Source organism: Frigoribacterium sp. VKM Ac-1396 (genome assembly GCF_015350895.1).
Taxonomy (GTDB): Bacteria; Actinomycetota; Actinomycetes; order Actinomycetales; family Microbacteriaceae; genus Frigoribacterium.
The window spans coordinates 820,181-842,345 of record NZ_JADKSD010000001.1 but is presented as its reverse complement, the minus strand read 5'-3'; the positions used below and the strand labels follow the sequence as shown (position 1 = coordinate 842,345).

Below are 22,165 nucleotides of genomic sequence, written 5' to 3'. Positions count from 1 at the left end.
GCGGAGCGACACCTCGAGAAGGGGCGCGTCGTGATCTTCGGCGCCGGCGCCGGCCTGCCGTACTTCTCGACCGACACCGTCTCGGCCCAGCGTGCCCTCGAGATCGGGGCCACCGAGGTGCTGGTCGCCAAGAACGGCGTCGACGGCGTCTACTCGGCCGACCCCCGCCACGACCCCTCGGCGGTCAAGCTTGACCGGCTCACCTACCAAGAGGCCCTGATGCAGGGGCTCAAGGTGGTCGACTCGACCGCCTTCAGCCTCTGCATGGACAACGGCATGCCCATGCACGTGTTCGGCATGGAAGGCGAGGGCAACATCGCCCGCGCCATCCGTGGCGAACGCATCGGCACGATCGTCAGCAACTAGACGACTAAGCTCGACCGCGAACCGAACAAGGAGCACCAGTGGCGATCAACGACGTACTCACCGACACGCGCGACAAGATGGACAAGGCGCTCGACGCCGCGAAGAACGACTTCGGCACGGTGCGCACCGGCCGCATCAACCCGGCTCTGTTCCAGAAGATCCCGATCGACTACTACGGCACGCCGACGCCCCTGGCCCAGCTGGCCTCGCTGCAGGTGCCCGAAGCCCGCACGATGATCGTCACCCCGTACGACAAGACGGCCCTGAAGGAGATCGAGAAGGCCATCGCGACCTTCCCGAACCTCGGGGCCAACCCGACGAACGACGGCACCATCGTCCGCGTCACGATCCCCGAGCTCACGCAGGAGCGTCGGAAGGAGTACGTGAAGATCGTCCGCACCAAGGGCGAGGACGCCAAGGTGCAGGTCCGCAACATCCGACGCAAGTCGAAAGAAGCGCTCGACGCCCAGAAGACCGAGGTCGGCGACGACGAGGTGGCTCGCGCCGAGAAAGAACTCGAGTCGATCACGAAGGGCTACATCGACTCGATCGACGACGCCCTGAAGAAGAAAGAAGCGGAGCTGCTCGAGGTCTGATGAGCGATCGACCCGACGGGGCCGGCTCCGACGAATCGTCACCGGCTCAGAAGAGCACCCTCGGCAGTCGCCGTGCCGACTTCGACGCCCGTGCGCAGGCCGCCCGGCACGACATCGAGACGCAGCTCCGGGCGGGCAAGGCCCGACTCGACTCCCGCAACGAGAAGCTGACGGCCCGCACCGGGCGCAACCTGCCGGCGGCCATCGCGGTGGGCGTGCTGCTCGGGGCCGCCGTCCTGCTGAGCCTGATCTTCGTCAAGGCGTTCTTCATGATCGTCGCCGCGGCCCTGATCGGGTCGTTGTGCTTCGAGCTCGCCAGCGCCCTGCGGTTCGCGGGTCGTGACGTCCCTCGCCTTCCGAGCGTGCTCGCGGGCGTCGCGGTCGTCCCCGCCGCCTTCTACGGTGGCGCGGCGGGTCACTGGGCGGCACTGCTCGGCGGCATCGTCTTCGTGTCGGCGTGGCGCCTCGTCGAACTGGCCCGTCCTTCGCACCGCAGCAGCGCCTCCTCACTCGGTCGCGACCTCGGGGCAGGGGCCTTCGTCCAGATCTACTGCGCGTTCCTCGGCAGTTTCATGGTGCTGATGGCTGCCCGGCCCGACGGCCAGTGGTGGACCCTCTCGGCCCTCATCGTCGTGATCGCCGTCGACACGGGCGCGTACGCCACCGGCCTCAACTTCGGCAAACACCCGATGGCCCCTCGCATCAGCCCGAAGAAGACGTGGGAGGGCTTCGCCGGCTCCGTGGCGGCCAGCTTGATCGCGGCCGTCCTGTTGTCGGTGTTCCTGCTCGACGAGCCCTGGTGGTTCGGTCTGGTCTTCGGCGGGGTCATCATCGTGACGGCGACCATCGGCGACCTGTCCGAGTCGCTCATCAAACGCGACCTCGGCATCAAAGACATCAGCACCTGGCTGCCCGGTCACGGCGGGTTCCTCGACCGGCTCGACAGCACGTTGCCGTCCGCGGCGGCGGCGTACGGGCTCTACCTCCTCTTCGCGTAGCACGCCCGCCGAAGTCGGTGGCGCCGCGCGTCCGGCGGATCGACATCGGGTGATGCGGCATGATGGTGGCCGTGAGCAGCACATTCCCGACCGTTCCCAAGGGCAAGCGCGGCTACGACGTCGACGAGGTCGACTCGTTCCTGGCCGACGCCCGCAAGGCGTACGCCGGTGACGCGAGCATCGGCATCGACTCGGCGCGCATCCGTCGCACGGCCTTCGGCCTGACGAAGAGCGGCTACTCCACGGCTCACGTCGACGCCGCCCTCGAACGCCTCGAGGACGCCTTCGCGAGTCGAGAGCGCGAACGTGCCGTCTCGTCGGGGAGCGAGTCGACCTGGTTCTCGGACGCCCGCTCGGGGGCGGAAGACATCGTCGCCCGCCTCGAACGGCCCCAGGGCCACCGCTTCGACCGGGTCGGCATCCTCACCACGGGCTACCACCCCCGCGACGTCGACCGCCTGACCCGCCGCCTGCACGGCTACTTCACCGACGGCCGTCCGCTCAGCATCGACGACGTCCGCTCGTCGGTCTTCAGGCCCCGGCGTGGTGGGTACCGTGAGAGCCAGGTCGACCTGCTGCTCGACACGGTCGTCGACGTCATGCTCGCCGTCCGCTGACGGCACGCCGCCGTCGCGCCGAGCGTGGCGCCCGTCGAAGGTCACCGACACGCGGACCCGTCGGCCCTGGCCGTCATGCTCGGATTCGGTTACCCTGGACGGACTCATGGGCAGGCACGCAGCTAATCCGACACCCGGTCCCTCTCGGCGAGAGCACCCGGCCGCAGTCGAACGACCCTCGACCCGTCGACGGGTCCGCATCCCGGCCTCGCAGAGCATGGTCCGCCGACCGGCCCCGGGCGGGCTCGCCTTCACCGGCCCCGGTCGTCCGACCACGGCACCTCGCCGTGCGGGTGCCGCTCGTCGCCTCGTCGTGCCCCTGATCGGCTTCTGCGCCTCCTTCGCCTTCGTCTCGGCCTCCCTCGTCAACCCGTTGGCGGGGGCCGAGGCCGCCACGACCGCCCCGGGTGCCGCGTCGGTGCTGACCGCCCCCGGCCAGACCCTGACCGTGGCAGGCGCCGCCGTGACGGTTGCCGATCGTGATGCCTACGGCGTCACCGAGTACGTCCCGCCGCCGCCGCCCGTGGTGGTGGCCGAGACCGCCGCCCCCGAAGCGACGTCGGGTTCGTCGTCCGGCAGTGCGAAGAAGTCGTCTGCGGCACCCGTCGCCGGTACGCCCGACCCGGGCAGCGCCAAGGCGATCGCCGCCGAGATCGTCGCCTCACGCGGGTGGGGCACCGACCAGTACGACTGCCTCGTGTCGCTGTGGCAGAAGGAGTCGAGCTGGAACGTCTACGCGTCCAACCGGTCCAGCGGTGCGTACGGCATCCCCCAGGCCCTGCCTGGAAGCAAGATGGCCTCCGTCGGTGCCGACTGGCAGACGAACCCCGCGACCCAGATCACCTGGGGCCTGAACTACATCGGCGGACGGTACGGCACGCCGTGCGGTGCCTGGGGCCACTCCGTCGCCAACAACTGGTACTGATCGCGCCGCTGGCCGTCGGTGGCGCGGTCCTCGACTCCGAGGCCGTTGCTACGCTGGTCGTCATGCCCCGAAGCAACCGCCCCCGTCGCACGCGCGACCGGCGTGAGGCCGACGAGGCGTACGACCTCCCCCGGGCGTCCTTCGGCGGTCTGACCGTCGAGACGAAGCACGGGCGTTCGTTCCACGTCCAGTCGGTCTCGGCCACGTCGGCCGTCAAGGACTACGTCTGCCCCGGCTGCTCGCTCGGCATCGCCCCGGCCACGCCGCACGTGGTGGCCTGGCGAGCCGACGGGCTGTTCGGGGCAGAAGACGACCTGGCGGCCCGCCGCCACTGGCACACCCACTGCTGGAGGATCTCGTGACGAGCCCCGACACCGACGTCGTCGACATCCGCGGGGGAGTCCTGCTGCCCGCTCGCCGAGAGGACGTCGAGTTGCGCACCGGCGACGGTCTCACCCTGGTCGGCGAACTCAGCCTGCCCGCGGACCGCGATCCGGTCGGCACGCTCGTCACGCTGCATCCCCTGCCGACCGCGGGCGGGTTCATGGACTCGCACGTCATCCGCAAGGCTGCGGCGCGTCTGCCGGCGCTGGCCGATCTGGCCGTCCTCCGGTTCAACTTCCGGGGGGTGTCCTCACCGCGAGGTCGCTCCGAGGGCGAGTTCGGCGAGGGCGTAGCCGAGGCGGCCGATCTCGCCGCCGCCGTCGCGTTCGTCCGCGATCGTGGACTGCCCACTCCGTGGCTGGTGGGGTGGTCGTTCGGCACCGAGGTCGCCCTGAAACACGGCCTCGACGTCGACGTGGCCGGAGCGGTGCTGTTGTCTCCGCCGCTGCACCGCACGACCGACGCCGAACTCTCGGCGTGGCACGGGTCGGGGCGGCCCGTCGTGGCGGTCGTGCCCGAGTTCGACGACTACCTGCGTCCCGACGAGGCTCGCCGGCGCTTCGCGCTCGTGCCCGAAGCCGAGGTGGTGGCCGTCGAGGGTGGCAAGCACCTCTGGGTGGGCGAGAAGCAGACCAGCCGCGTGCTCACCGAGATCGTCCGTCACGTCGCCCCCGGTGCGCTGCCCTTGCCGTCCACCTGGCCGCCCCGCGCCTCCTGACGGCCCCGCGCCTCCTGGCCGCCCCGCGCCTCCTGACGGCCCCGCGCCTCGTGACGGGCTCAGAGCTGGTTCTGTCGGGGCACGTAGACCTCGCGGATGATCAGCAGCACCGAGGCCGCGACCGGGATGGCGATCAGGGCCCCGAGGACGCCCAGCAGCGTGCCGCCGACCAAGGCGGCGATGACGACGATCACGCCGGGTACGCGTACCGCACGGCGCATGATGCGTGGGCTCAGCAGGTAGGCCTCGACCTGCATGTAGACGAGGTAGTAGACGGCGGCCGTGATCCAGGTGGCCGGTGACTGCGGCAGCAGGGCGATCTGCGCCAGCACGATGATCGCCGAACCGCTGATCGTGCCGACGAGCGGGATGATCGAGCCGAGGAACGCGATGAACGCGAACACGGCCGGCTGCTGGGCGCCGATGATCGTGAGGAAGACGAAGCTGAGGATGCCGTTGGTCGCGGCGAGCGTGAACTGCCCGATGACGTAGCGACCGACCGACTGGCTGATCTGCTCCGAGATGTCGACGAACGTCGCGCGCTTCGACGCCGGCACGAGCTGGTAGAGGGCACGCTTGACGCTGTTGATCGACGAGGTGAAGTAGATCGTCAGGATCACCACGACGACCGTGCCGAAGAGTCCGTTGCCGATCGCGACGCCCACCGCCAGCACCCCACCGCCGATGGTGACCACGTTGTCGGGGTTGGTGAGGAAGTCCACGATCGAGTCGAGGGCGTCTTGCACGTCGAAGACGTTCTGGGGCACGAGCTCTTGCAGGTTGTCGACGAACTGCTGCGTGGTGACGCTCTGCAGGTACGAGGTCAGCGCCTGGATCAGGCTCGTCGTCTGCTGCACGATGACCGGCACGATCGCGAAGACCACCCCGACGAATGCGCCCACCACCGCCACGAGGACGATGACGATGGCGATGCCGCGGGGCACGCGACGCTTCTCGAGCCACGAGACGATGGGATCGAGGCCCAACGAGATGAACAGGGCCGCGCCGACGTAGGTCAGGATCGTCGAGAGCTGACCGACGGCCCCGCCGATCACGAGCGCGACGAGCACGCCGAGACCGGCGAGCAACCCGATGCGGAACGGGTTGTGGATCTTCACGGGCGGGCTCCTGTCGACTGCACGGGCCGGTCGTGGCCACGGCCGCCCCGATCGCCCGGCACGGCCTGTCGCCCTACTCTGGCGTACCGCCGCCGACTTGTCCGATCATGCCACGCAGGTTCTCGAAGTAGTCGGCGACGGCATCCCGTTCGCGGGTGATGTCGGCGAGACGCTCCTCGGCGTCGCCGAGCAGGTCGTCCGCGCGCTGCTGGGCCTCGGCCACGATCGACCGCGACCGTTCGTCGGCGTTCGTGAGCACCTCGTGGGCCGTCGTGTCGGCGTCCGACCGGGTCGTGCGGGAATACTCACCGGCCTCGCGTTCGAGCTCGTCGGCCTCACGCCGCACCTCGGTGGCACGGCGGGTGGCGTCGGCCAGCTGCTCGGCGGCCGAGTCGAGGAGGTCCTGCGTCTCGGCGACGGCCTCTCGGTGACGGCGGGTCAGCTCGGCCTCGGCCTCGTCGCGGCGTGCGAGCAACTCGACCTCGAGGTCGGCTCGGCCCTGGTCGAGGTCGCGGCGCAGGTCGGCCGTCGCCCGCTCACGATCGGCCTCGAGCCCGGCGCGCACCCGGACGTCGTCGGCGACGAGGCGCGCACGCTGGGCCTCGGTCTCGTCCGCCAGCGTCGCGCGGACCTCGGCGGTCTCGGCCGCCAGTTCGGCACGGGCCTGGTCGATCTCGGCCGCGAGTTCGGCCCGACGCTCGGCGTCCTCACGAGCCAGGCGATCCGCCTGGGCGTCGCTCTCGCGGCGGAGGCGCTCGTCGGTCTCGATCGTGATGCGCTCGACGCGTTCGCGCGACGTGACCTCGGCGAGGTCGAGGTCGTCGCGACGACGGCGGGTCTCGCGCTCGAACTCGGTGCGGGCGTCGCCGAGCTCCCCCTCGAGCTCGGCCCGGGCCTGGGCGATCTCGGCGGCGAGACGGTCTCGGCCGGTGGTGATCTCGCGCTCGAGCTCGACGCGGGTGGACTCGACCTCGTCGGTCAGGTCGGCGCGGGTCGCGTCGACGTCCCGCGCGAGCAGCGCCCGGGTCTCGGCGACCTCGTGAGCCAACGCGGCACGCTCGGCGGCGACGTCGCGCTCGAGTTCGGCGCGCTGCGCAGCGACGTCGTCGGCCAGCCCGGCCCGGCCCGCGGCGATCTCACGGTCGAGCTCACCGCGTCGCGCGAGGAGTTCGGCGTCGAGGTCGGCGCGGGTGGTCTCGTCGAGCCGGGCGAGCTCGGCCCGGACGGTCACGCCCTCGCGGTCGAGGTCGGCGCGCTGCCGCTCCGAGTCGGCGTCGAAGACCGCCCGGGCCTCACGCGTGTCGGCGGCGAGGGTCTCGGCCTCGTCGCGGGCCTCGGCGAGGTCCCTGGCGACGGCGGCTCGCTCTTCGGCGACCTCGTGCTCGACCTCGGCCCGGAGGGCGGCAGCCTCGCGTCGGGCGGTCGAGACGTTCTGGGCCGCCTCGGTGGCGGCGGAGCCCCGGATCGAGATGGCGTCGCGCTGGGCCTCCTGCAGCAGGTCGCGGGCCTCGGCCCTGGCACGGGCGACCAGACGGTCCGCGTCGGCGGTCGACTCGGCGACCTGCGCCGCGGCACGACCCTTCGCGTCGTCGAGCACGGCGGTGGCCCGCTCGGTGGCATCGTCGACGAGCCGCTTCGCCTCGGCGGTGGACGACGACCGGAGGGCCTCGGCGTCGATGTCGGCCTGGCTGATCAGCAGGGTGGACTGCTGTTCGGCCAGTCGCAGGGTCTGCTCCAGTTTGCTGCCGAGGCCCGAGTACGTGGGGGTGCCCGCTTCCTCGAGCTCGGCGCGGATCTCGTCGACCCGCTGCTGCAGGAACGCGACCTCGCTCGCCCGGTCGGCCCGGTCGGCGTTGGCCTTGATGAGCTCTCGACGCAGGTCGCCGAGGACGCGGTCGACCTCGTCCTTCCGGTAGCCCCGGAGTTCAATGCCGAAATCGGCTTCGTCAGCGGCCACGGTGTCTCCTTCGGTGCAGGGTGCGGACCGGGCGGCGGTCCGAGAGACGATGCTAGTGCGAGCCCCTCGGCGGACGCCGACCCGCGGGTTAGGCGCCTCTCAGCCTCGTCGGATACGCTGAGCCGTCTTAAATTCTGCTGCCGCGCCCGGCCCCCTGGCCAGGCTCGTGCGAGGCCCGTCGTCGACCACGACGGTTCCTGGCGCCCCGACCGGGATGGTGGCTCGGAGGGAGAGAAACGTGCGTTTCATCGTGGCAGTCGTCGTCGTCGTCCTGGCGGCGGTGATGGTCGCGTTGGGCTTCGCCCAGCGCACCGTCTTCGCACCCCCGCCGAGCGTGTCGTCCCAGGTCGACACCTCCGACTCCGACGCGACCGTCACGGTCGTCCCCGCCTCCGCACTGCACGGTCACGACGGCCGCCAGACCGTGTCGGTGTCCGGCGGCGACACGGCCTTCGCCGCCTACGGCCGCACCTCCGACGTGCTGGGCTGGGTCGGCGACGCGACCTACAACGAGGTCGAGTACGACCAGGCCACGGGTGGCCTCGTCAGCCGCACGGTCTCGGGCGACAGCACCGAGGTCCCCGACCCGACCGACTCCGATCTCTGGTTCGACCAGTTCTCGGGCTCCGACCTCACGTTCTCGCTCGACGCTCCCGACGACGTGTCGCTCGTCGTCGTGTCGGACGGCACGCGGCCCGCGCCCTCCGACATCCGCGTCACCTGGCCGCTCTCGACCGCGACGCCGCTCGCCGGTCCATTGATCGTCGGCGGCCTGGTGGTGCTGCTGATCGGCATCGGACTCTACGTCTGGGCGATCCTGCACCACCGCCGCACCCGTGGTCCGCGACGCCGGTCGGGCGACGGCAAGCGGCCCCGGCTCTCTCGTCGGGCCGGTCGCAAGGCCGTCCGGGCCCTCGACGCCCAGGGCACCGAGACGATCGCACCCGCCCGAGATCGTCCGCGTGGCATCCGTCGTCTCGTGGCCGTCGCACCGATCGTGCTCGTGTCTTCTCTCGCCCTCTCGGCGTGCACGGCCGACTACTGGCCTCAGCAGGCTCCGGCCGCGGGCTCCGACTCGTCCACCCCGACCCCGACGCCCACATCGACCGACGGCACGGACGGCGGCGACCAGGGCAGCGCCCTGCAGCCGCCGGTCATCAGCGTGGCCCAGGCGAAGCGCATCGTCGAGCGCATCTCCGCGACGGCCACCGAGGCCGACGCCTCGTTGAACGGCGACCTCGCGGCCACGCGGTTCACCGGCCCGGCGCTCGAGCAGCGTCAGGCCAACTACGTCATCCGGTCGAAGGACGCGGCCGCGGCCGCCCCTCTGGCCATCCCGTCCGGCACCGTCACGCTCACGCTGCCGCAGCAGGCCGACTCGTGGCCCCGGTCGGCGTTCGTCGTCGTCCAGGACGCCGACGAGAGCGTGGCACCCGTGGCGCTGACGCTCGAGCAGGAGACGGCGCGCGACCCGTACAAGGTCGAGTACGCCGTCAGCCTGCAGACGCAGACCCCCCTCACCGTGGCGCCCGCCTCGGTCGGTGCCGCCAGGCTGTCGCCCGACGTCAAGCTGCTGAAGCTGCAGCCCGACCAGCTGGCCGAGGCCTACGGCGACATCCTGCGCAACGGCGACGAGAGCCAGTACGCGGCGCAGTTCCAGGGAGACGGCGACACCCTGCGCGAGAAGATCGGCAAGACGTACAAAGACGCGAAACGGGCCGCGTTGCCCACGACCGCGTCGATCGACTACGCCTCGCAACCCGACGACGAGACCCCGGTCGCGTTCGCCACGAACGACGCCGGAGCGATCGTCTCGGTCGCGCTGAACGAGATCGAGACCGTCAAGCCGACGGCCACCGGTGCCAAGGTGAACCCCGAGGGCACGGTCAAGACCCTGCTCGGGCTCGACGAGTCGTCGAAGGGCATCGAGGCGACCTACGGCGTCGAACTGCTCTTCTCCGTCCCGCCCGTGGGCAGCGACGACCCGATCGTCCTGCTCGGATTCAGCCAGGCCCTCATCTCTGCCAAGGAGCTGCCATGACCAACCTGCCCCCCGTCCCCGCCGGCCTCCGTGGCGCGGTCGACCTCTCGTCGCTCGTCAACCGTCCGCCGGCCCCGGCCGCGCCCTCGGGCGAGCCCGCTGAGGCCCCGACCGCAGGAGGCGCGGGTGGCGCCGGCGCCCCGGCCTCCGGTCAGGTCGCGGTGCCGGGTCTCGCGCTCGACGCCACGGACGCCACCTTCACGCAGGTGCTCGAGATCAGCAACACCGTCCCGGTGATCGTCGACCTCTGGGCCGAGTGGTGCGGCCCCTGCAAGCAGCTCTCGCCGGTGCTCGACAAGCTGGTGGCCGAGTACGCGGGCCGCCTGCTGCTCGTCAAGGTCGACGTCGACGCGAACCCCCAACTGACGCAGGCCTTCCAGGCTCAGTCGATCCCGGCCGTCGCCGCAGTCATCGGCGGTCGCCCCGTCCAGCTCTTCGTCGGAGCGCTGCCCGAGGCCCAGGTGCGCGACGTCTTCGAGCAGGTGCTCGAACTCGCCGCCCAGAACGGCGTCACGGGCACCGCGGTCGTCGACGGTGCCCCCGTCGGCGAGGCGGACGACGTCGAGCCCGAGCCCGAACCGCTGCCGCCGCACCACCAGGACGCCTACGACGCGATCGACCGGGGCGACTACGCCGCGGCGATCACCGCCTACAGGACGGCCATCGCCCAAGACCCCCGCGACCAGCTCGCGGTCGCCGGCCTCGCCCAGGTGTCGTTGCTCGAACGCCTGCAAGGAGCGTCGCTCGCCGACGTCCGGGCGGCGGCCGCCTCGGCGCCGACCGACCTCGACGCCCAGCTCGACGTGGCCGACCTCGACCTCAGCGGCGGACACATCGACGACGCCTTCGACCGGGTGCTCACCGTCTTCCCGTCACTCGACCCCCAGGGGCGCGACGCGGCCCGGGCCCGGCTGCTCGAGTACTTCGAGATCGTCGGGGTGGACGACCCTCGGGTGGCGACCGCCCGCCGTCGTCTGGCGATGCTGCTGTACTGACCCGCGCCTCCTGCGGTGTCGCGTGATGACGTCACGGCGACACGGCGTCACGACGACGCGACCCCCGCGGCCCTGACGGGTCGCGGGGGTCGTGTGGTCGTGCGGGCCGGCTCAGCGGCGCAGCTTGAGCCAGACGACGCCGAGCGGCGGCAGCTGGACGTCGGCCGCGGCGGGGCGACCCGCCCACGGCTCGTCGGTGGCGGTCACGCCGCCGAAGTTGCCCACGCCCGAGCCGCCGTAGACCTCGGCGTCGGTGTTGAGGATCTCGTCCCACCGACCCGCCTCGGGCAGGCCGAAGCGCATCCGCACGGGTTGTCCCGAGAAGTTGGCGAAGACGGCGACCGATTCGCCCGTGCCCGACTTGCGGAGGAACGCCACGACGCTGTGCTCGGCGGCGCCACCCTCGATCCACTCGAAGCCCTCGGTGTCGAAGTCGTGGGCCCAGAGCGCCGGTTCGTCGCGGTAGACCTCGTTGAGGCGCGCGACGAGGCCGTGCAGACCCTGGTGGACCGGCTGGTCGAGGATCCACCAGTCGAGCCCGCGTTCTTCGCTCCACTCGCTGGGCTGACCGAACTCGCTGCCCATGAAGAGCAGCTGCTTGCCGGGGTGACCCCACATGTAGGCGAGGTAGGCGCGCAGGTTGGCGAGCTTCTGCCACTGGTCGCCGGGCATCTTGGCCAGCAGCGACCCCTTGCCGTGCACGACCTCGTCGTGGCTGATCGGCAGCATGAAGTTCTCGCTGAACGCGTAGACGAACGAGAAGGTGATCTCGCCGTGGTGGTACGCGCGGTAGAGGGGGTCCTTCTCGACGTAGTCGAGGGTGTCGTGCATCCAGCCCATGTTCCACTTCACGCCGAAGCCGAGGCCGCCCTCGCTGGTCGGGCGGGTGACGCCGGGCCAGCTCGTGCTCTCTTCGGCGATCATGACGATGCCCGGGTGACGCTTGTACGCCGTCGCGTTCGCCTCTTGCAAGAAGCTGATCGCCTCGAGGTTCTCGCGGCCGCCGTGTTCGTTCGGCAGCCACTCGCCCTCGTTGCGGCTGTAGTCGAGGTAGAGCATCGAGGCGACGGCGTCGACGCGCAGCCCGTCGATGTGGAACTCTTCGAGCCAGTAGAGGGCGTTCGCGACGAGGAAGTTCCGCACCTGCGAGTCGCCGAAGTTGAAGACCAGGGTGCCCCAGTCGGGCTGCTCGCCGCGACGCGGGTCGGAGTGCTCGTAGACGGCCTGGCCGTCGAACTTCGCGAGGGCCCACTCGTCTTTGGGGAAGTGCCCGGGCACCCAGTCCATGATGACGCCGATGCCGGCCTGGTGCAGCCGGTCGATCAGGTACCGCAGGTCGTCGGGGCTGCCGAACCGGCTGGTCACGGCGTAGTAGCCGGTCACCTGGTAACCCCACGAGCCGCCGAAGGGGTGCTCGGCGAGCGGCATGAACTCGACGTGGGTGAAGCCCAGGTCACCGACGTACTCGATCAGCTGGTCGGCGAGCTCGCGGTACGAGAGGCCGGGGCGCCACGAGCCGACGTGCAGCTCGTAGACGCTCATCGGCCCCTGGTGCACGTCGTTCTCGGCGCGGGAGGTCATCCACGCGTCGTCCGACCAGGCGTGGGCGGCCTTCGTGATGACCGAGCCGGTCAGCGGCGGCACCTCGGAGGTGCGCGCCATCGGGTCGGCCCGCTCGACCCAGACGTCGTCGGCGGTGAGGATCTCGTACTTGTAGACGCCGCCGTCGACGCCGGGCACGAAGAGCTCCCAGATGCCGTTGCCGTCGAGTCGACGCATCGCGTGTCGCTCGCCGTTCCAGCCGTTGAGGTCGCCCTTCACGCGGACGGCACGCGCGTGCGGCGCCCAGACGGCGAAGGAGGTGCCGGTGACGCCCTCGTGCTCGCGCACGTGGCTGCCGAGCATCTTCCAGAGCTGCTCGTGGCGTCCCTCGCCGAAGAGGTAGAGGTCGAACTCGGTGACGGTGGGCGCGAAGCGGTACGGGTCGTCGGAGACCCACGCCGCGCCTCCTTGGTAGGTCGCCTCGACCGTGTAGGCACCGAGGGGCTCGCTCGTGACGCCCTGCCAGAGGCCGTGCGCGACGTGCTCGAGGGTGAACGACGACCCGGAGGCGCCGGTCACCGTGACCGTGTCGGCCAACGGTCGGACGACGCGCACGGCGGTCCGACCCCCGCGGGGGTGCGCCCCGAGGACGGCGTGGGGGTGGTCGTGGGTGCCGGCGGCGGCGGCGTGGACCTCGTCGTCGCCCAGGGCGAAGGTCGTATCGGGCTCGGCCGCAGAGGCCGGCGTCGTGTCGGGCTCGGCCGCCGGGGTCGCGTCGGGCTCGGTCGGGGGAGTGGTGGTCATCGGGTCGCTCCTACGGGGCTCGGTTGAGGTCGACGGAGAGGACGTGCACCGGTTCGACGAAGGCGTCCAGCCGGACGTAGTTGTCGTCGCCCCAGGTCCACGACTGACCGGTGATGAGGTCGCGCACGGTGTAGGTGCCACCGGGCTGCAGCCCGAACTTCGTCACGTCGAGGTGGACGGTGGTCTCGCGCGCCGAGTGCGGGTCGACGTTGGCGACGACGATGATGCCGTCGGCGCGACCGCTGCGGGTGTGCGCCCGCGACAGGTACTTCGAGAAGACCAGGATCGACTCGTCGTCGCTCGAGTGGATCTCGAGGTTGCGCAGCTGACGCAGCGCCGGGTGCGAGGCGCGGATGCGGTTGAGCTGCGTGAGGTACGGCGCCAGCGACGCCCCGGCCTCTTCGGCGGCGGCCCAGTCGCGCGGCTTGAACTCGTACTTCTCGTTGTCGATGTTCTCTTCGCTGCCGGGTCGGGCCACGTCCTCGAAGAGCTCGTAGCCCGAGTAGACGCCCCAGGTCGGCGACGCCGTCGCGGCGATCGCGGCGCGGATCTTGTACGCCGCGGGTCCGCCGAACTGCAGGTAGGGCGTGAGGATGTCGTGCGTGTTGACGAAGAGGTTCGGGCGCAGCCAGGCGCTGGTCTCCTTCGACAGCTCGTCGAGGTACTCCTCGAGCTCCCACTTCTCGTTGCGCCAGGTGAAGTACGTGTACGACTGGTGGAACCCCACCTGGGCGAGAGCCTGCATCATGGCCGGCTTGGTGAAGGCCTCGGACAAGAAGACGACCTCGGGGTTCGTGCTGCGGATCTCGTGCAGCAGCCACTCCCAGAAGCGCACCGGCTTGGTGTGCGGGTTGTCCACCCGGAAGATCGTGACGCCGAGCTCGATCCAGTGCCGCACGATGCGGAGCACCTCACGGCTGACGCCCTCGTAGTCGTTGTCGAAGTTCAGGGGGTAGATGTCCTGGTACTTCTTCGGCGGGTTCTCGGCGTAGGCGATCGTGCCGTCGGGCAGCGTCGTGAACCACTCGGGGTGCTCGGTGACCCAGGGGTGGTCGGGCGAGCACTGCAGGGCCAGGTCGAGTGCGAGCTCGAGGCCGGCGTTCTTGGCGGCGTCGACGAACCAGCGGAAGTCGGCGACCGTGCCGAGGTCGGGGTGGACGGCGTCGTGCCCGCCGTCGGGCGAACCGATGGCGTACGGCGACCCGGGGTCTTCGGGCCCGGCGGTCAGCGTGTTGTTCGGCCCCTTGCGGAACGTCGTGCCGATGGGGTGCACCGGCGGGATGTACACGACGTCGAAGCCCATGCGGGCGATCGACGGCAGTCGACGGGCGGCCGTGCGGAACGTGCCGCTCTTCCAGGTGCCGTCGGCCTGCTTGCGGGCGCCCTCGCTGCGCGGGAAGAACTCGTACCAGCTGCCGAGGCCGGCGCGGCTGCGCTCGACGCGCAGGGCCTCGGGGGCGCTGCGGGTGACCAGGCTGGCCAGCGGCGTGACCGCGAGGACGGCGGCGAGGCGCGGGTCGGTCGCGACCCGGAGGCGCGCGGCGGGGGAGAGCGCGGCGTTCGAGAGCGCCTTGGCGGCGTCGCGGATGAGCGTCGTGTCGGGGTGGTCGGCCACGGCGTCGGTCAGCAGCCGGCTGCCGAGGGCGAAGGTGACCTCGACGTCGAGGCCGGCCGGCACCTTGATCTCGGCAGCGTGCAGCCAGGTGGCCCAGTCGTCGGTGTACGCCTCGACCTGCCAGGTCCAGTCGCCCTCGGCCTCGAGCTGCACCTGGGCCGTCCACCGGTCGGTGCCGGGGATGCCGGCGACCATGCGGTGCCGGGCCTCGACCCCCTCGGGATCGGTCGTGACGAGATCGGCTCCGATCAGGTCGTGACCCTCGCGGAAGACGGTCGCCCCGAAGGTGACCACCTCGCCGGAGAAGGCCTTCGTCGGGAACACGCGGTCGGGGGTCGTCGGGGTGAGTCCCGTGATGGGGATCCGCCCGACTCTGGGTTCGTATGCTGTCGCCACGATGTCGACCGTACCCGGTCTGGCGCGGCGGGTCCCGGCCCCGCCCGCCGAGGGAGCGTCGGCGTGGTCGAGCGAGCGGTCGGGGGACACGGACGTGTCCGCCCTGACGCCGACAGACGTCACGGTACGTTTTGTCCCCCCAACTGGGTGCATGCAGATGCATAGAAAACCTGTCGGCACTTTGGGGGACCGCGTATTGTCGGACACGTCGTCGCGGCCTGCCCGCCCGATGGACCCGAACTCCCCGAGAGCCCGGCGCCCGACGACACCGATCGGCCGCCCGACCCGGAGCCGACAGCCCTGCAACGCCGTGCGCCACCCCGACGTCGACCCGACCGACGGCGCACGGCGGTGCTCGAGCGCGCCCCGGCGCGCGGAACAGGACCGACCATGAACAAGCTCGTCACGGGTGCCGTCGCCGGTGCCGCCGGCATCGCCCTCCTCCTCGGGGGCGCCGGCACCTTCGCCCTCTGGAACGCCAGCACCGAGGTCAACGCTTCGAGCGTCGCCTCGGGCACCCTGTCGCTCGCCCCCTCGTCGGCCGGCAGCTGGACCGACGTCACGAACGGCCGCAGCACGGCCCTCACCACGGCCCAGGTCGCGGCCTACAAGGTGGTCCCCGGCAGCAAGCTGCAGTTCACGCAGCCGATCACCATCGTGGCTTCCGGCACCGACCTGCGGGCAGACCTCACCTACGACGCGACGTCGGTCACCGGCAGCCTGAAGCCGTACGTGACGAACGCGCTCACCGTCTCGACCGCCGCCGGCAACTCGACCCTGCCCGCGGGCGTCAGCGCCGGCAGCACGGCCGGCAGCTACGTCGTCGCCCCCGTCGCCGCCGGCAGCACCTCGGCCGTGGTGACCTTCGTCGTCGAGCTGCCCTCGACCGTCACCGACGCCGCCAGCCAGGGCGGCACGCTCGACCTGAGCAAGCTGACCTTCACGCTCAAGCAGCGCGCCATCGCGTAGCGCGTGGGGGCCGCGCGTCGGCCCCGCACCCGCCGCACCGACCGGCGACCGGACCGCACCCGACGCGGTCCGGCCGCCACCTCCTCATCCGACCCGGCCGACCACCGGGGCCCGGACCACCGCACGACCGACCGCCAGGGGGTGAGCCGATGTCGAGACCGTCACCTGCGGGACGCGCGCGTCACCGCTCGGCCGAGCGCGCCTCCTCGCCTCGTCGCCCGCTGCGCTCGCTCTGGGCGGGGACGGCCGTCGTGGGCGGGTCCGTCGCCGTCGCCCTCGTGGCGACCGGGGGCACGTACGCGCTGTGGAACGGCTCGGTGGCCCCCACCGCCGTCACGGTCAGCTCGGGCACGGCAGGCCTCTCGGTCGGCGCCGTCACGGCCCTCGACGCGACCGTGCTCGGCCCCGGCGGGGCGACCGCCGGCACCTTCACCGCGACCAACACCGGCTCGGTCGACCTCGCCATGAGGGTCGCCGCCGGGACCACCACCGCGTCGACGTCGTCGCTCGTCGGCGAGCTGACGGTCCGGCTGACCGCCGTGGCGAGGTCGGCGGACTGCACCACCGGCGTGGGCGGCTACTCGGCCCGCCCCTCGAGCTTCGACACCGGCAGCGGCTACTTCACGATGCCCGCCGGGGTGACCGTCACCGGATGCGTGGTCGTCACGCTCGACGGCGACGCACCGGCAGCCGTGCAGAACCAGACCTCGTCGATCGGGCTCGTCCTGACCGGCACGCAGGTGGCGCCGTGACGGGCCGTCGGGCACGCCCCTCGGCCCGCCGCGCGACGGCCGCCCTCGTCGTCGGCGCGATCGTGGGCGTCGTCCTGGCGTCAGGAGGCGCGGCGGCCGCGCTCTGGACGGCGAACGCCACCCTGACCGAGCAGGTCAGGACCGGCGCGGTCGCGCTCTCGGCCGGCACGGTGGACGGCCTGCAGGCCGACTACGCCGGTTCGACGAGGTCGTTGACCGCGCCGTGGACCGTCACGAACGCCGGCACCGTCCAGGCCACCTACTCGACCGGCGGCATGCTCAGCTCGGGCAGCTCGACCGAGCTCGCCCGGTCGATCGTCCTCGTGGCCTGGCCCGTCCCCTCCGCCTCGGACTGCACCGCCTCCGCCCCCGTGGGCTCGGGCCGGGTCGAGGGCACCTGGGCGGCCGTCCCGAACATGACGGGGACGCTCGCGAGCAAGGCGTCCGTCACCTGGTGCCTGCGGACCTCGATCGCGACGTCCTCGCCCACGGGCCGCGTCAACCCGACCCTCACCGTCTCGCTCGCCGCCGGGTCGTGGACGGCGACTCCGCTGGACCGCCGCATCGTGCAGAACAACACGATCGCGCCGGCGCAGGCGGCCGTCTGCCGGCCCGACGGCGAGGCCTACGCGTGGCTCGACTTCGACCCGTCGTCGCGAGCGACCGCGACCCGCTACGCGAGCTACGTCGGCATTACCCGCGTCTCGAACTCCGAGCAGACGGGCGACTACCCGCACTTCGCCTTCACCCGCGACACCCTTCCGAAGGACCCGTTCGGCGACGGACCGATCACCGTCGACATCCGGGTCGTGGTCGACGGCCAGCCGACCGACCTCATGGCCGTCGGCACCCTGAGGGTGGTCTACGACCAGTACGGCACGAGGAACATCCAGTGCCCGTGAGACACGGTCGACCGGTCGTCGCCGCCGTCACCGCCGCGGCCCTCGTCGCGGCGGTCGGCGGTGCCCTGGCGACCCCGGCGCCGGCGGTCGCGGGCGAGGCCCCGCGCCTCATGGTGAGCGACGACGGCCGGCACTGGCAGGGTCGGCTCGACTCCGCCCTGTTCGGCGACGACCTCCGGCTCGTGCCGGGGGCGAGCACGACCGGCACCTTCTGGGTGAAGAACGTCTCGACCGGGCCCGCCACGCTCGGGGCCCGGCTCGTCGACGTCACGGCCTCGTCGGCCGCGTTCGCCGAGACGGTCACGGTCAGCTCGCACTCCGACCTCGACCTCGGCGAGGTGCCGCCCGTCACCCTGGCCGACGACGGGTGCACCCCGGTGCTCGCCCCGGTCCGGCTCGCCGCCGGGCAGGAGGCACCGATCACCGTCGCGGTCGCCCTCGACGAGTCCGCGGGTGCCGGCACGGACGAACAGACGCTCGACTTCGGCGTCCTCGTCACGCTCACCGGCCTGACGGGGGGCGCCCTCGTCGCGGGCTGCGCGGGGGCCGAGACCTCGGACCCCGGCGTCGGTGACGACGCGACCCCAGGAGGCGCGGGGGGCGACCGCGCGTCGAGCGCGACCGTCGAGGCGGTGGCGACCCGCGCCTCCTCGGCTGCTCCGGCCGGCGGGGCGGCGTCCTCCGTCGACGGCACGAGAGGGTCGGGCGGCGGAGTCGGCTCGTGGGGCGACACGGACCTGCCCGTCCACGCCCTGGACGCTCTGGACGACTTCGTGCCGTCGCCCCTGAGGGGCAGCTGGTTGCCGCTGCTGATCGCGGCGATCGCCGTGCTGTCGGGCGCGTTCGTGGCGGTCGGACGACGTCGGGCGGGCGTCGACGACGACGGGGCCTCGGGGGAGCAGCCGTGAGCGGCCGCCGCGCAGCCGTGAGCGGCCGCCGCGCCGCCGTGAGCGGCCGCCGCGCAGCCGTGAGCGGCCGCCGCGCAGCCGTGCGCGGCAGGGGGCTGCGGCACGCCCTCGGTCTCGGGCTCAGCGCGGGTCTGTTCGCCGTGGTGCTCGGGCTCGCCGTGGTGCTCATCGTCGTGCCCAAGGCGGCCGGGGCGACGCCCCTCACCGTGCTGACCGGCTCGATGGAACCGCGACTGCCCCCGGGCACCCTGATCGTGGTGGCGCCGACGCCGGTCGACGAGATCCGCCTCGGCGACGTCGTGACCTACCAGATCGAGAGCGGTCGGCCCGAGGTGATCAGCCACCGGGTCACCGAGATCGTGTCGTCGTCGGACGGCGGCACGGCGTTCGTCACGAAGGGTGACGCGAACTCCGAGCCCGACGCCGCCCTCGTGCTGCCCGAGCAGGTGCGGGGCACCCTGTGGTACTCGGTGCCCTGGCTCGGCTTCGTCAACCAGGTCGTGAACGGCGACGCCCGGTCGTGGATCGTGCCGCTGCTGGCCGTCGCGTTGCTCGGCTACGCGGGCTACGCCCTCGCGACAGGACTGGTGGAGGCGCAGCGACGTCAGGTGCGGACGCGAAGGGCCCGTCCGGCCTCCCGCTGAGCGAGAGGGCGGACGGGCCCGGGGTGGCGCGGTCTACTTCGTGAAGCCGACGATCGTCCAGTCGACGTCGCTCGCTCCGGCGCGGGCGCCGTAGTTCGCGAGCTTCGGGCTCTGGAACGAGATGAACGGCGCCTGGATGATCGGCATCGAGTGCCCGATCTCCCAGATCTTCTCGTCGGCCTGGTTGTACAGGTCGGCCGCCGTGTCGGGGTCGCCCTCGCCCACGGCCTCGCTCAGCAGGTCGTCGATCTCGGGGCTCGAGACGCGACCGTAGTTCTGGCCCTGCTCGTCGGAGTTGTAGATGCTGACGCTGGACGCCTGGTAGCCGGTGCCCTGCCAGACGAAGATCGTCATGTCGTAGTTGCCGGGCGTGACGTTGTCCTCGAAGAAGGCGTCGACGGCCACCGCGTTGATCGTCAGCGTGATGCCGACGGCGGCGAGCTGGCTCTGCATGACTTCCGACAGTTGCTGCGAGATCGGCGTGCCCGAGGGGATGGTGACGGCGATCTCGAGCTTCTCACCGTCCTTCTCGAGCACGTCGCCGTCGAGCTCCCACCCGTCGTCGGCGAGGATCTTCTTGGCCTCGTCGACGTCGTAGTCGCCCGTCTCCTTCGCGTTGTCCTGGTAGGCGCCGTCCGTGCTGAGGAACAGGTGGTTGTTCAGCGTCGTCAGTTCGTAGGGCAGGGTGCCCGTGATGACCTTGCCGAGCGCCTCGCGGTCGACGGCGTGCTGGATCGCCTGACGGATCTTCTCGTCGGCGAGCACGCCCTGGGTGCTGAAGTCGACGTGCGTGTACCGGTTGGACGGTGCCGCCCTGATGTCCGTGTCCTTCGCGTCCTTCAGGCGGTCGTACCGCTCGGACGAGTTGCCCGTCACGTAGTCGATCTCACCGTTCAGGTAGGCGTCGATGTCCGCGTCGCTGTCGAGGGCCCGGAACACGATCGAGTCGAGCTTGGGGGCGTCGCCCCACCACATCTCGTTCGGCACGATGGTGACGGTCTGGGCGGTCGTGTCGATGGTGTCGACCTTGTAGGGCCCGGCCGACACGGGCAGCGCGTCGACGTAGGCCGTGTTGAACGCGGTCGGGTCGTTGTAGAGGCTCGCCGGGTAGAGCGGGGCGAACATGCTCTTCCAGTCCGAGAACGGCTCGGAGTAGGTCACGACGACCTGCTTGTCGCTCGAACCCGCCTCGACCGAGGCCATGCGGTCGGGGCCGAGGGTGCTGCCCACCTGGTACTCGGCGTTCGAGCCGTCGAGGGCGGTCTTCCAGGCCTGGAAGTCGGCGACCGTGATCGGCGTGCCGTCGTTCCACACCGCGTCGGGGTTGATGTCGTAGGTCACGACGAGCGGGTCGTCGCTCGTCGCCTCGGCGCTCGTGACGAGGTTCTCGTCGAGCTGCGGCACGCCCTTCTCGTCGATCCGGAACGGCTGGGGGAGCACGGCGCTCTCGATCAGCGCCGCGTCGCCGAGTGCTCCGTCGAGTTGCGCGTAGTTCCACTGCGAGGGCAGCTGCTGCAGGGGCAGGGTGAGCGTGCCGCCCTGCTCGACGTCGGCCGCCGCGGTGGCGTTGATGTCGCCGTCGGGGGACAACTGGCCGTTCTGGGCGGCCCCGTCGCCGTCGGTGCCGCCGCCGCCGCTGCACGCCGTGACGACGAGGGCGATGCTGACGAGGCCGGCAGCGAGGCCGAGCTTCTTCGTGATCTTCATGGCACTCCGAACTGCATCGTGGTGAGAAATGCTGATCAGGGTGCCTGCGAGGGCGACGGCGGCCCGTGTTGTCACGAGGCGCAGCGCCTTTCGACACCTGACAGCGTGTGCACAAATGTACGGATGCCTTGAATCCACGCAAACTTTCATGAGAATTCGTTACACGCTCGAAACCTGGCCAGCTGGTCGGGGCTCGGGGTACGTCTAGTGTGATCTGCCATGGCTCGATTCCTCGCCCGCCGGCTGGTGTACTACGTCGCCCTGGTCTTCATCGCGACGTCGCTCACCTACTTCCTCGCCTCGGCGACCCTCAACCCACGCTCCGTCTACGCCGATCGCAATCCGCGTCCTTCCTCCGAGGTGGTCGACGCCAAGCTCACCTCGATCGGCGTCAACGACAAGGACCCCCTCGGCGACCGGTACGTCCACTGGCTCGGTGGCGCCGTGACCGGCGACCTCGGCCAGACCATCCAGGACAAGCCGGTGGCTCAAGAATTCGGGCCGCGGCTGGGCGTCAGCCTGCGCCTCCTGCTGGTCGGGTCGATCCTCGGCATCGTGCTGGCCGTCGTGGTCGGCACCTGGAACGCCATCCGGCAGTACGCGTTCTCGGACCGGGTCTCGTCAGTGCTGTCGTTCGTCCTGATCTCGACCCCGGTGTTCCTCACTGCGGTGCTGCTGAAGATCGGGGCGACGAAGCTCAACGACGTCCTGGGCTACCAGCTGATCACCTTCACCGGTGAGGCGACGCCCAACCTCGCCGGCGGCTTCGGCACGATCGCCTGGGACCGCATCGCGCACCTCCTGCTGCCGACCGTCTCGATCGGCGTCGGCCTCATCGCGGTCTACAGCCGGTACCAGCGGGCGACGATGCTCGACGTGCTGCAGGCCGACTACATCCGCACCGCCCGGGCCAAGGGGCTGCGCCGTCGGCCGGCGATCTTCAAGCACGGGTTGCGGACCGCCCTCATCCCGATGACGACCCTGTTCGCCTTCGCCTTCTTGGGGGTGCTGACCGGCGCCACGTTCACCGAGAAGATCTTCGCGTGGAACGGCCTCGGCGCCTGGTTCATCGACGCCGTCCAGACCAACGACATCAACGTCGTCGTCACGTACACCTTGTACAGCGCCGTCGTCGTGCTGCTCGCCGGCTTCGTGTCGGACGTGCTGAACGCGGTGCTCGACCCGCGCGTCCGAGCGCAGAAGTAGGGCCG

General features: G+C 71.2%; 19 protein-coding genes and 1 pseudogene. 15 read left to right on the top strand and 5 right to left on the bottom strand.

What is annotated here, in order from left to right; translation table 11 throughout:
- The 7 genes and pseudogenes from ITJ55_RS15890 to ITJ55_RS03885 all read left to right on the top strand — a co-directional run.
- A pseudogene (locus tag ITJ55_RS15890) lies at positions 1-366 on the top strand (uridine monophosphate kinase); the annotation flags it as partial.
- Positions 367-443: 77 nt separating this feature from the next.
- On the top strand, positions 444-962 hold the full coding sequence (gene frr / locus ITJ55_RS03910) for a ribosome recycling factor (RefSeq protein ID WP_056258360.1): 519 nt from the start codon (positions 444-446) through the stop codon (positions 960-962).
- Entirely contained in the window at positions 962-1,960 is a 999-nt protein-coding gene (locus tag ITJ55_RS03905; protein WP_194594162.1) for a phosphatidate cytidylyltransferase, read from the top strand. The genes frr and ITJ55_RS03905 overlap by 1 nt, the downstream gene beginning before the upstream one ends.
- A gap of 62 nt (positions 1,961-2,022) precedes the next feature.
- Positions 2,023-2,577 (top strand): DivIVA domain-containing protein, encoded by a 555-nt coding sequence (locus ITJ55_RS03900; protein WP_228497758.1) that lies wholly within the window; start codon positions 2,023-2,025, stop codon positions 2,575-2,577.
- Positions 2,578-2,794: 217 nt separating this feature from the next.
- Positions 2,795-3,502: a lytic transglycosylase domain-containing protein gene (locus tag ITJ55_RS03895; protein ID WP_194594160.1), complete on the top strand. Its 708-nt coding sequence runs from the start codon at positions 2,795-2,797 to the stop codon at positions 3,500-3,502.
- A 62-nt stretch (positions 3,503-3,564) separates the two neighbouring features.
- A complete protein-coding gene (locus ITJ55_RS03890; RefSeq protein ID WP_194594159.1) occupies positions 3,565-3,864 on the top strand; it encodes a hypothetical protein in 300 nt (99 codons plus the stop codon).
- On the top strand, positions 3,861-4,604 hold the full coding sequence (locus ITJ55_RS03885) for an alpha/beta hydrolase (RefSeq protein ID WP_370544003.1): 744 nt from the start codon (positions 3,861-3,863) through the stop codon (positions 4,602-4,604). The genes ITJ55_RS03890 and ITJ55_RS03885 overlap by 4 nt, the downstream gene beginning before the upstream one ends.
- Positions 4,605-4,663: 59 nt before the next feature.
- Here ITJ55_RS03885 and ITJ55_RS03880 read toward each other — a convergent pair whose 3' ends face one another.
- The gene (locus ITJ55_RS03880) at positions 4,664-5,722 is read right to left on the bottom strand and encodes an AI-2E family transporter (protein ID WP_194594158.1); all 1,059 of its coding nucleotides are present in this window, start codon (positions 5,720-5,722) and stop codon (positions 4,664-4,666) included.
- A gap of 73 nt (positions 5,723-5,795) precedes the next feature.
- Positions 5,796-7,679, bottom strand: a complete 1,884-nt coding sequence (locus tag ITJ55_RS03875; protein ID WP_194594157.1) for a hypothetical protein — start codon at positions 7,677-7,679, stop codon at positions 5,796-5,798.
- Positions 7,680-7,917: 238 nt separating this feature from the next.
- On the opposite strand from ITJ55_RS03875, the gene ITJ55_RS03870 reads away from it, so the two are divergent.
- Together ITJ55_RS03870 and ITJ55_RS03865 are read left to right on the top strand one after the other, a co-directional pair.
- Positions 7,918-9,720, top strand: coding sequence for a hypothetical protein (locus tag ITJ55_RS03870; RefSeq protein WP_194594156.1), 1,803 nt, complete (start codon positions 7,918-7,920; stop codon positions 9,718-9,720).
- Positions 9,717-10,715 carry a tetratricopeptide repeat protein gene (locus tag ITJ55_RS03865; protein ID WP_194594155.1) on the top strand — a complete coding sequence of 333 codons (999 nt, stop codon included), beginning with the start codon at positions 9,717-9,719 and terminating at the stop codon, positions 10,713-10,715. Before ITJ55_RS03870 ends, ITJ55_RS03865 begins: the two co-directional genes overlap by 4 nt.
- 111 nt (positions 10,716-10,826) lie before the next feature.
- Here ITJ55_RS03865 and glgB read toward each other — a convergent pair whose 3' ends face one another.
- Complete coding sequence (glgB, locus tag ITJ55_RS03860) at positions 10,827-13,061, bottom strand: 1,4-alpha-glucan branching protein GlgB (protein ID WP_194594154.1); 2,235 nt, start codon at positions 13,059-13,061, stop codon at positions 10,827-10,829.
- A 10-nt stretch (positions 13,062-13,071) separates the two neighbouring features.
- On the bottom strand, positions 13,072-15,072 hold the full coding sequence (locus tag ITJ55_RS03855) for an alpha-1,4-glucan--maltose-1-phosphate maltosyltransferase (protein ID WP_370544002.1): 2,001 nt from the start codon (positions 15,070-15,072) through the stop codon (positions 13,072-13,074).
- Between the two features lie 390 nt (positions 15,073-15,462).
- Between ITJ55_RS03855 and ITJ55_RS03850 the strand changes: the two genes are divergently transcribed.
- The 5 genes from ITJ55_RS03850 to ITJ55_RS03830 all read left to right on the top strand — a co-directional run bounded on the left by ITJ55_RS03850 (position 15,463) and on the right by ITJ55_RS03830 (position 19,247).
- Positions 15,463-16,041: an alternate-type signal peptide domain-containing protein gene (locus ITJ55_RS03850; RefSeq protein WP_194594152.1), complete on the top strand. Its 579-nt coding sequence runs from the start codon at positions 15,463-15,465 to the stop codon at positions 16,039-16,041.
- Positions 16,042-16,190: 149 nt separating this feature from the next.
- A complete protein-coding gene (locus ITJ55_RS03845) occupies positions 16,191-16,793 on the top strand; it encodes a TasA family protein (protein ID WP_194594151.1) in 603 nt (200 codons plus the stop codon).
- Complete coding sequence (locus ITJ55_RS03840; RefSeq protein WP_194594150.1) at positions 16,790-17,695, top strand: hypothetical protein; 906 nt, start codon at positions 16,790-16,792, stop codon at positions 17,693-17,695. Before ITJ55_RS03845 ends, ITJ55_RS03840 begins: the two co-directional genes overlap by 4 nt.
- The gene (locus tag ITJ55_RS03835) at positions 17,686-18,603 is read left to right on the top strand and encodes a hypothetical protein (RefSeq protein WP_194594149.1); all 918 of its coding nucleotides are present in this window, start codon (positions 17,686-17,688) and stop codon (positions 18,601-18,603) included. The genes ITJ55_RS03840 and ITJ55_RS03835 overlap by 10 nt, the downstream gene beginning before the upstream one ends.
- Positions 18,600-19,247 (top strand): signal peptidase I, encoded by a 648-nt coding sequence (locus ITJ55_RS03830; RefSeq protein WP_370544001.1) that lies wholly within the window; start codon positions 18,600-18,602, stop codon positions 19,245-19,247. Before ITJ55_RS03835 ends, ITJ55_RS03830 begins: the two co-directional genes overlap by 4 nt.
- 33 nt (positions 19,248-19,280) lie before the next feature.
- On the opposite strand, the gene ITJ55_RS03825 is transcribed toward ITJ55_RS03830, so the two are convergent.
- Positions 19,281-20,954, bottom strand: a complete 1,674-nt coding sequence (locus ITJ55_RS03825; RefSeq protein ID WP_194594148.1) for an ABC transporter family substrate-binding protein — start codon at positions 20,952-20,954, stop codon at positions 19,281-19,283.
- A 219-nt stretch (positions 20,955-21,173) separates the two neighbouring features.
- On the opposite strand from ITJ55_RS03825, the gene ITJ55_RS03820 reads away from it, so the two are divergent.
- On the top strand, positions 21,174-22,160 hold the full coding sequence (locus tag ITJ55_RS03820) for an ABC transporter permease (RefSeq protein WP_194594147.1): 987 nt from the start codon (positions 21,174-21,176) through the stop codon (positions 22,158-22,160).
- Positions 22,161-22,165: the final 5 nt, after the last annotated feature.

Coding starts and splice junctions, on each gene's coding strand:
- frr (WP_056258360.1), top strand. CDS start 444: ATGGACAAGGCGCTCGACGCCGCGAAGAACGACTTCGGCACGGTGCGC.
- ITJ55_RS03905 (WP_194594162.1), top strand. CDS start 962: ATGAGCGATCGACCCGACGGGGCCGGCTCCGACGAATCGTCACCGGCT.
- ITJ55_RS03900 (WP_228497758.1), top strand. CDS start 2,023: ATGGTGGCCGTGAGCAGCACATTCCCGACCGTTCCCAAGGGCAAGCGC.
- ITJ55_RS03895 (WP_194594160.1), top strand. CDS start 2,795: ATGGTCCGCCGACCGGCCCCGGGCGGGCTCGCCTTCACCGGCCCCGGT.
- ITJ55_RS03890 (WP_194594159.1), top strand. CDS start 3,565: ATGCCCCGAAGCAACCGCCCCCGTCGCACGCGCGACCGGCGTGAGGCC.
- ITJ55_RS03865 (WP_194594155.1), top strand. CDS start 9,717: ATGACCAACCTGCCCCCCGTCCCCGCCGGCCTCCGTGGCGCGGTCGAC.
- glgB (WP_194594154.1), bottom strand. CDS start 13,061: ATGACCACCACTCCCCCGACCGAGCCCGACGCGACCCCGGCGGCCGAG.
- ITJ55_RS03850 (WP_194594152.1), top strand. CDS start 15,463: ATGAACAAGCTCGTCACGGGTGCCGTCGCCGGTGCCGCCGGCATCGCC.
- ITJ55_RS03845 (WP_194594151.1), top strand. CDS start 16,191: ATGTCGAGACCGTCACCTGCGGGACGCGCGCGTCACCGCTCGGCCGAG.
- ITJ55_RS03825 (WP_194594148.1), bottom strand. CDS start 20,954: ATGAAGATCACGAAGAAGCTCGGCCTCGCTGCCGGCCTCGTCAGCATC.
- ITJ55_RS03820 (WP_194594147.1), top strand. CDS start 21,174: ATGGCTCGATTCCTCGCCCGCCGGCTGGTGTACTACGTCGCCCTGGTC.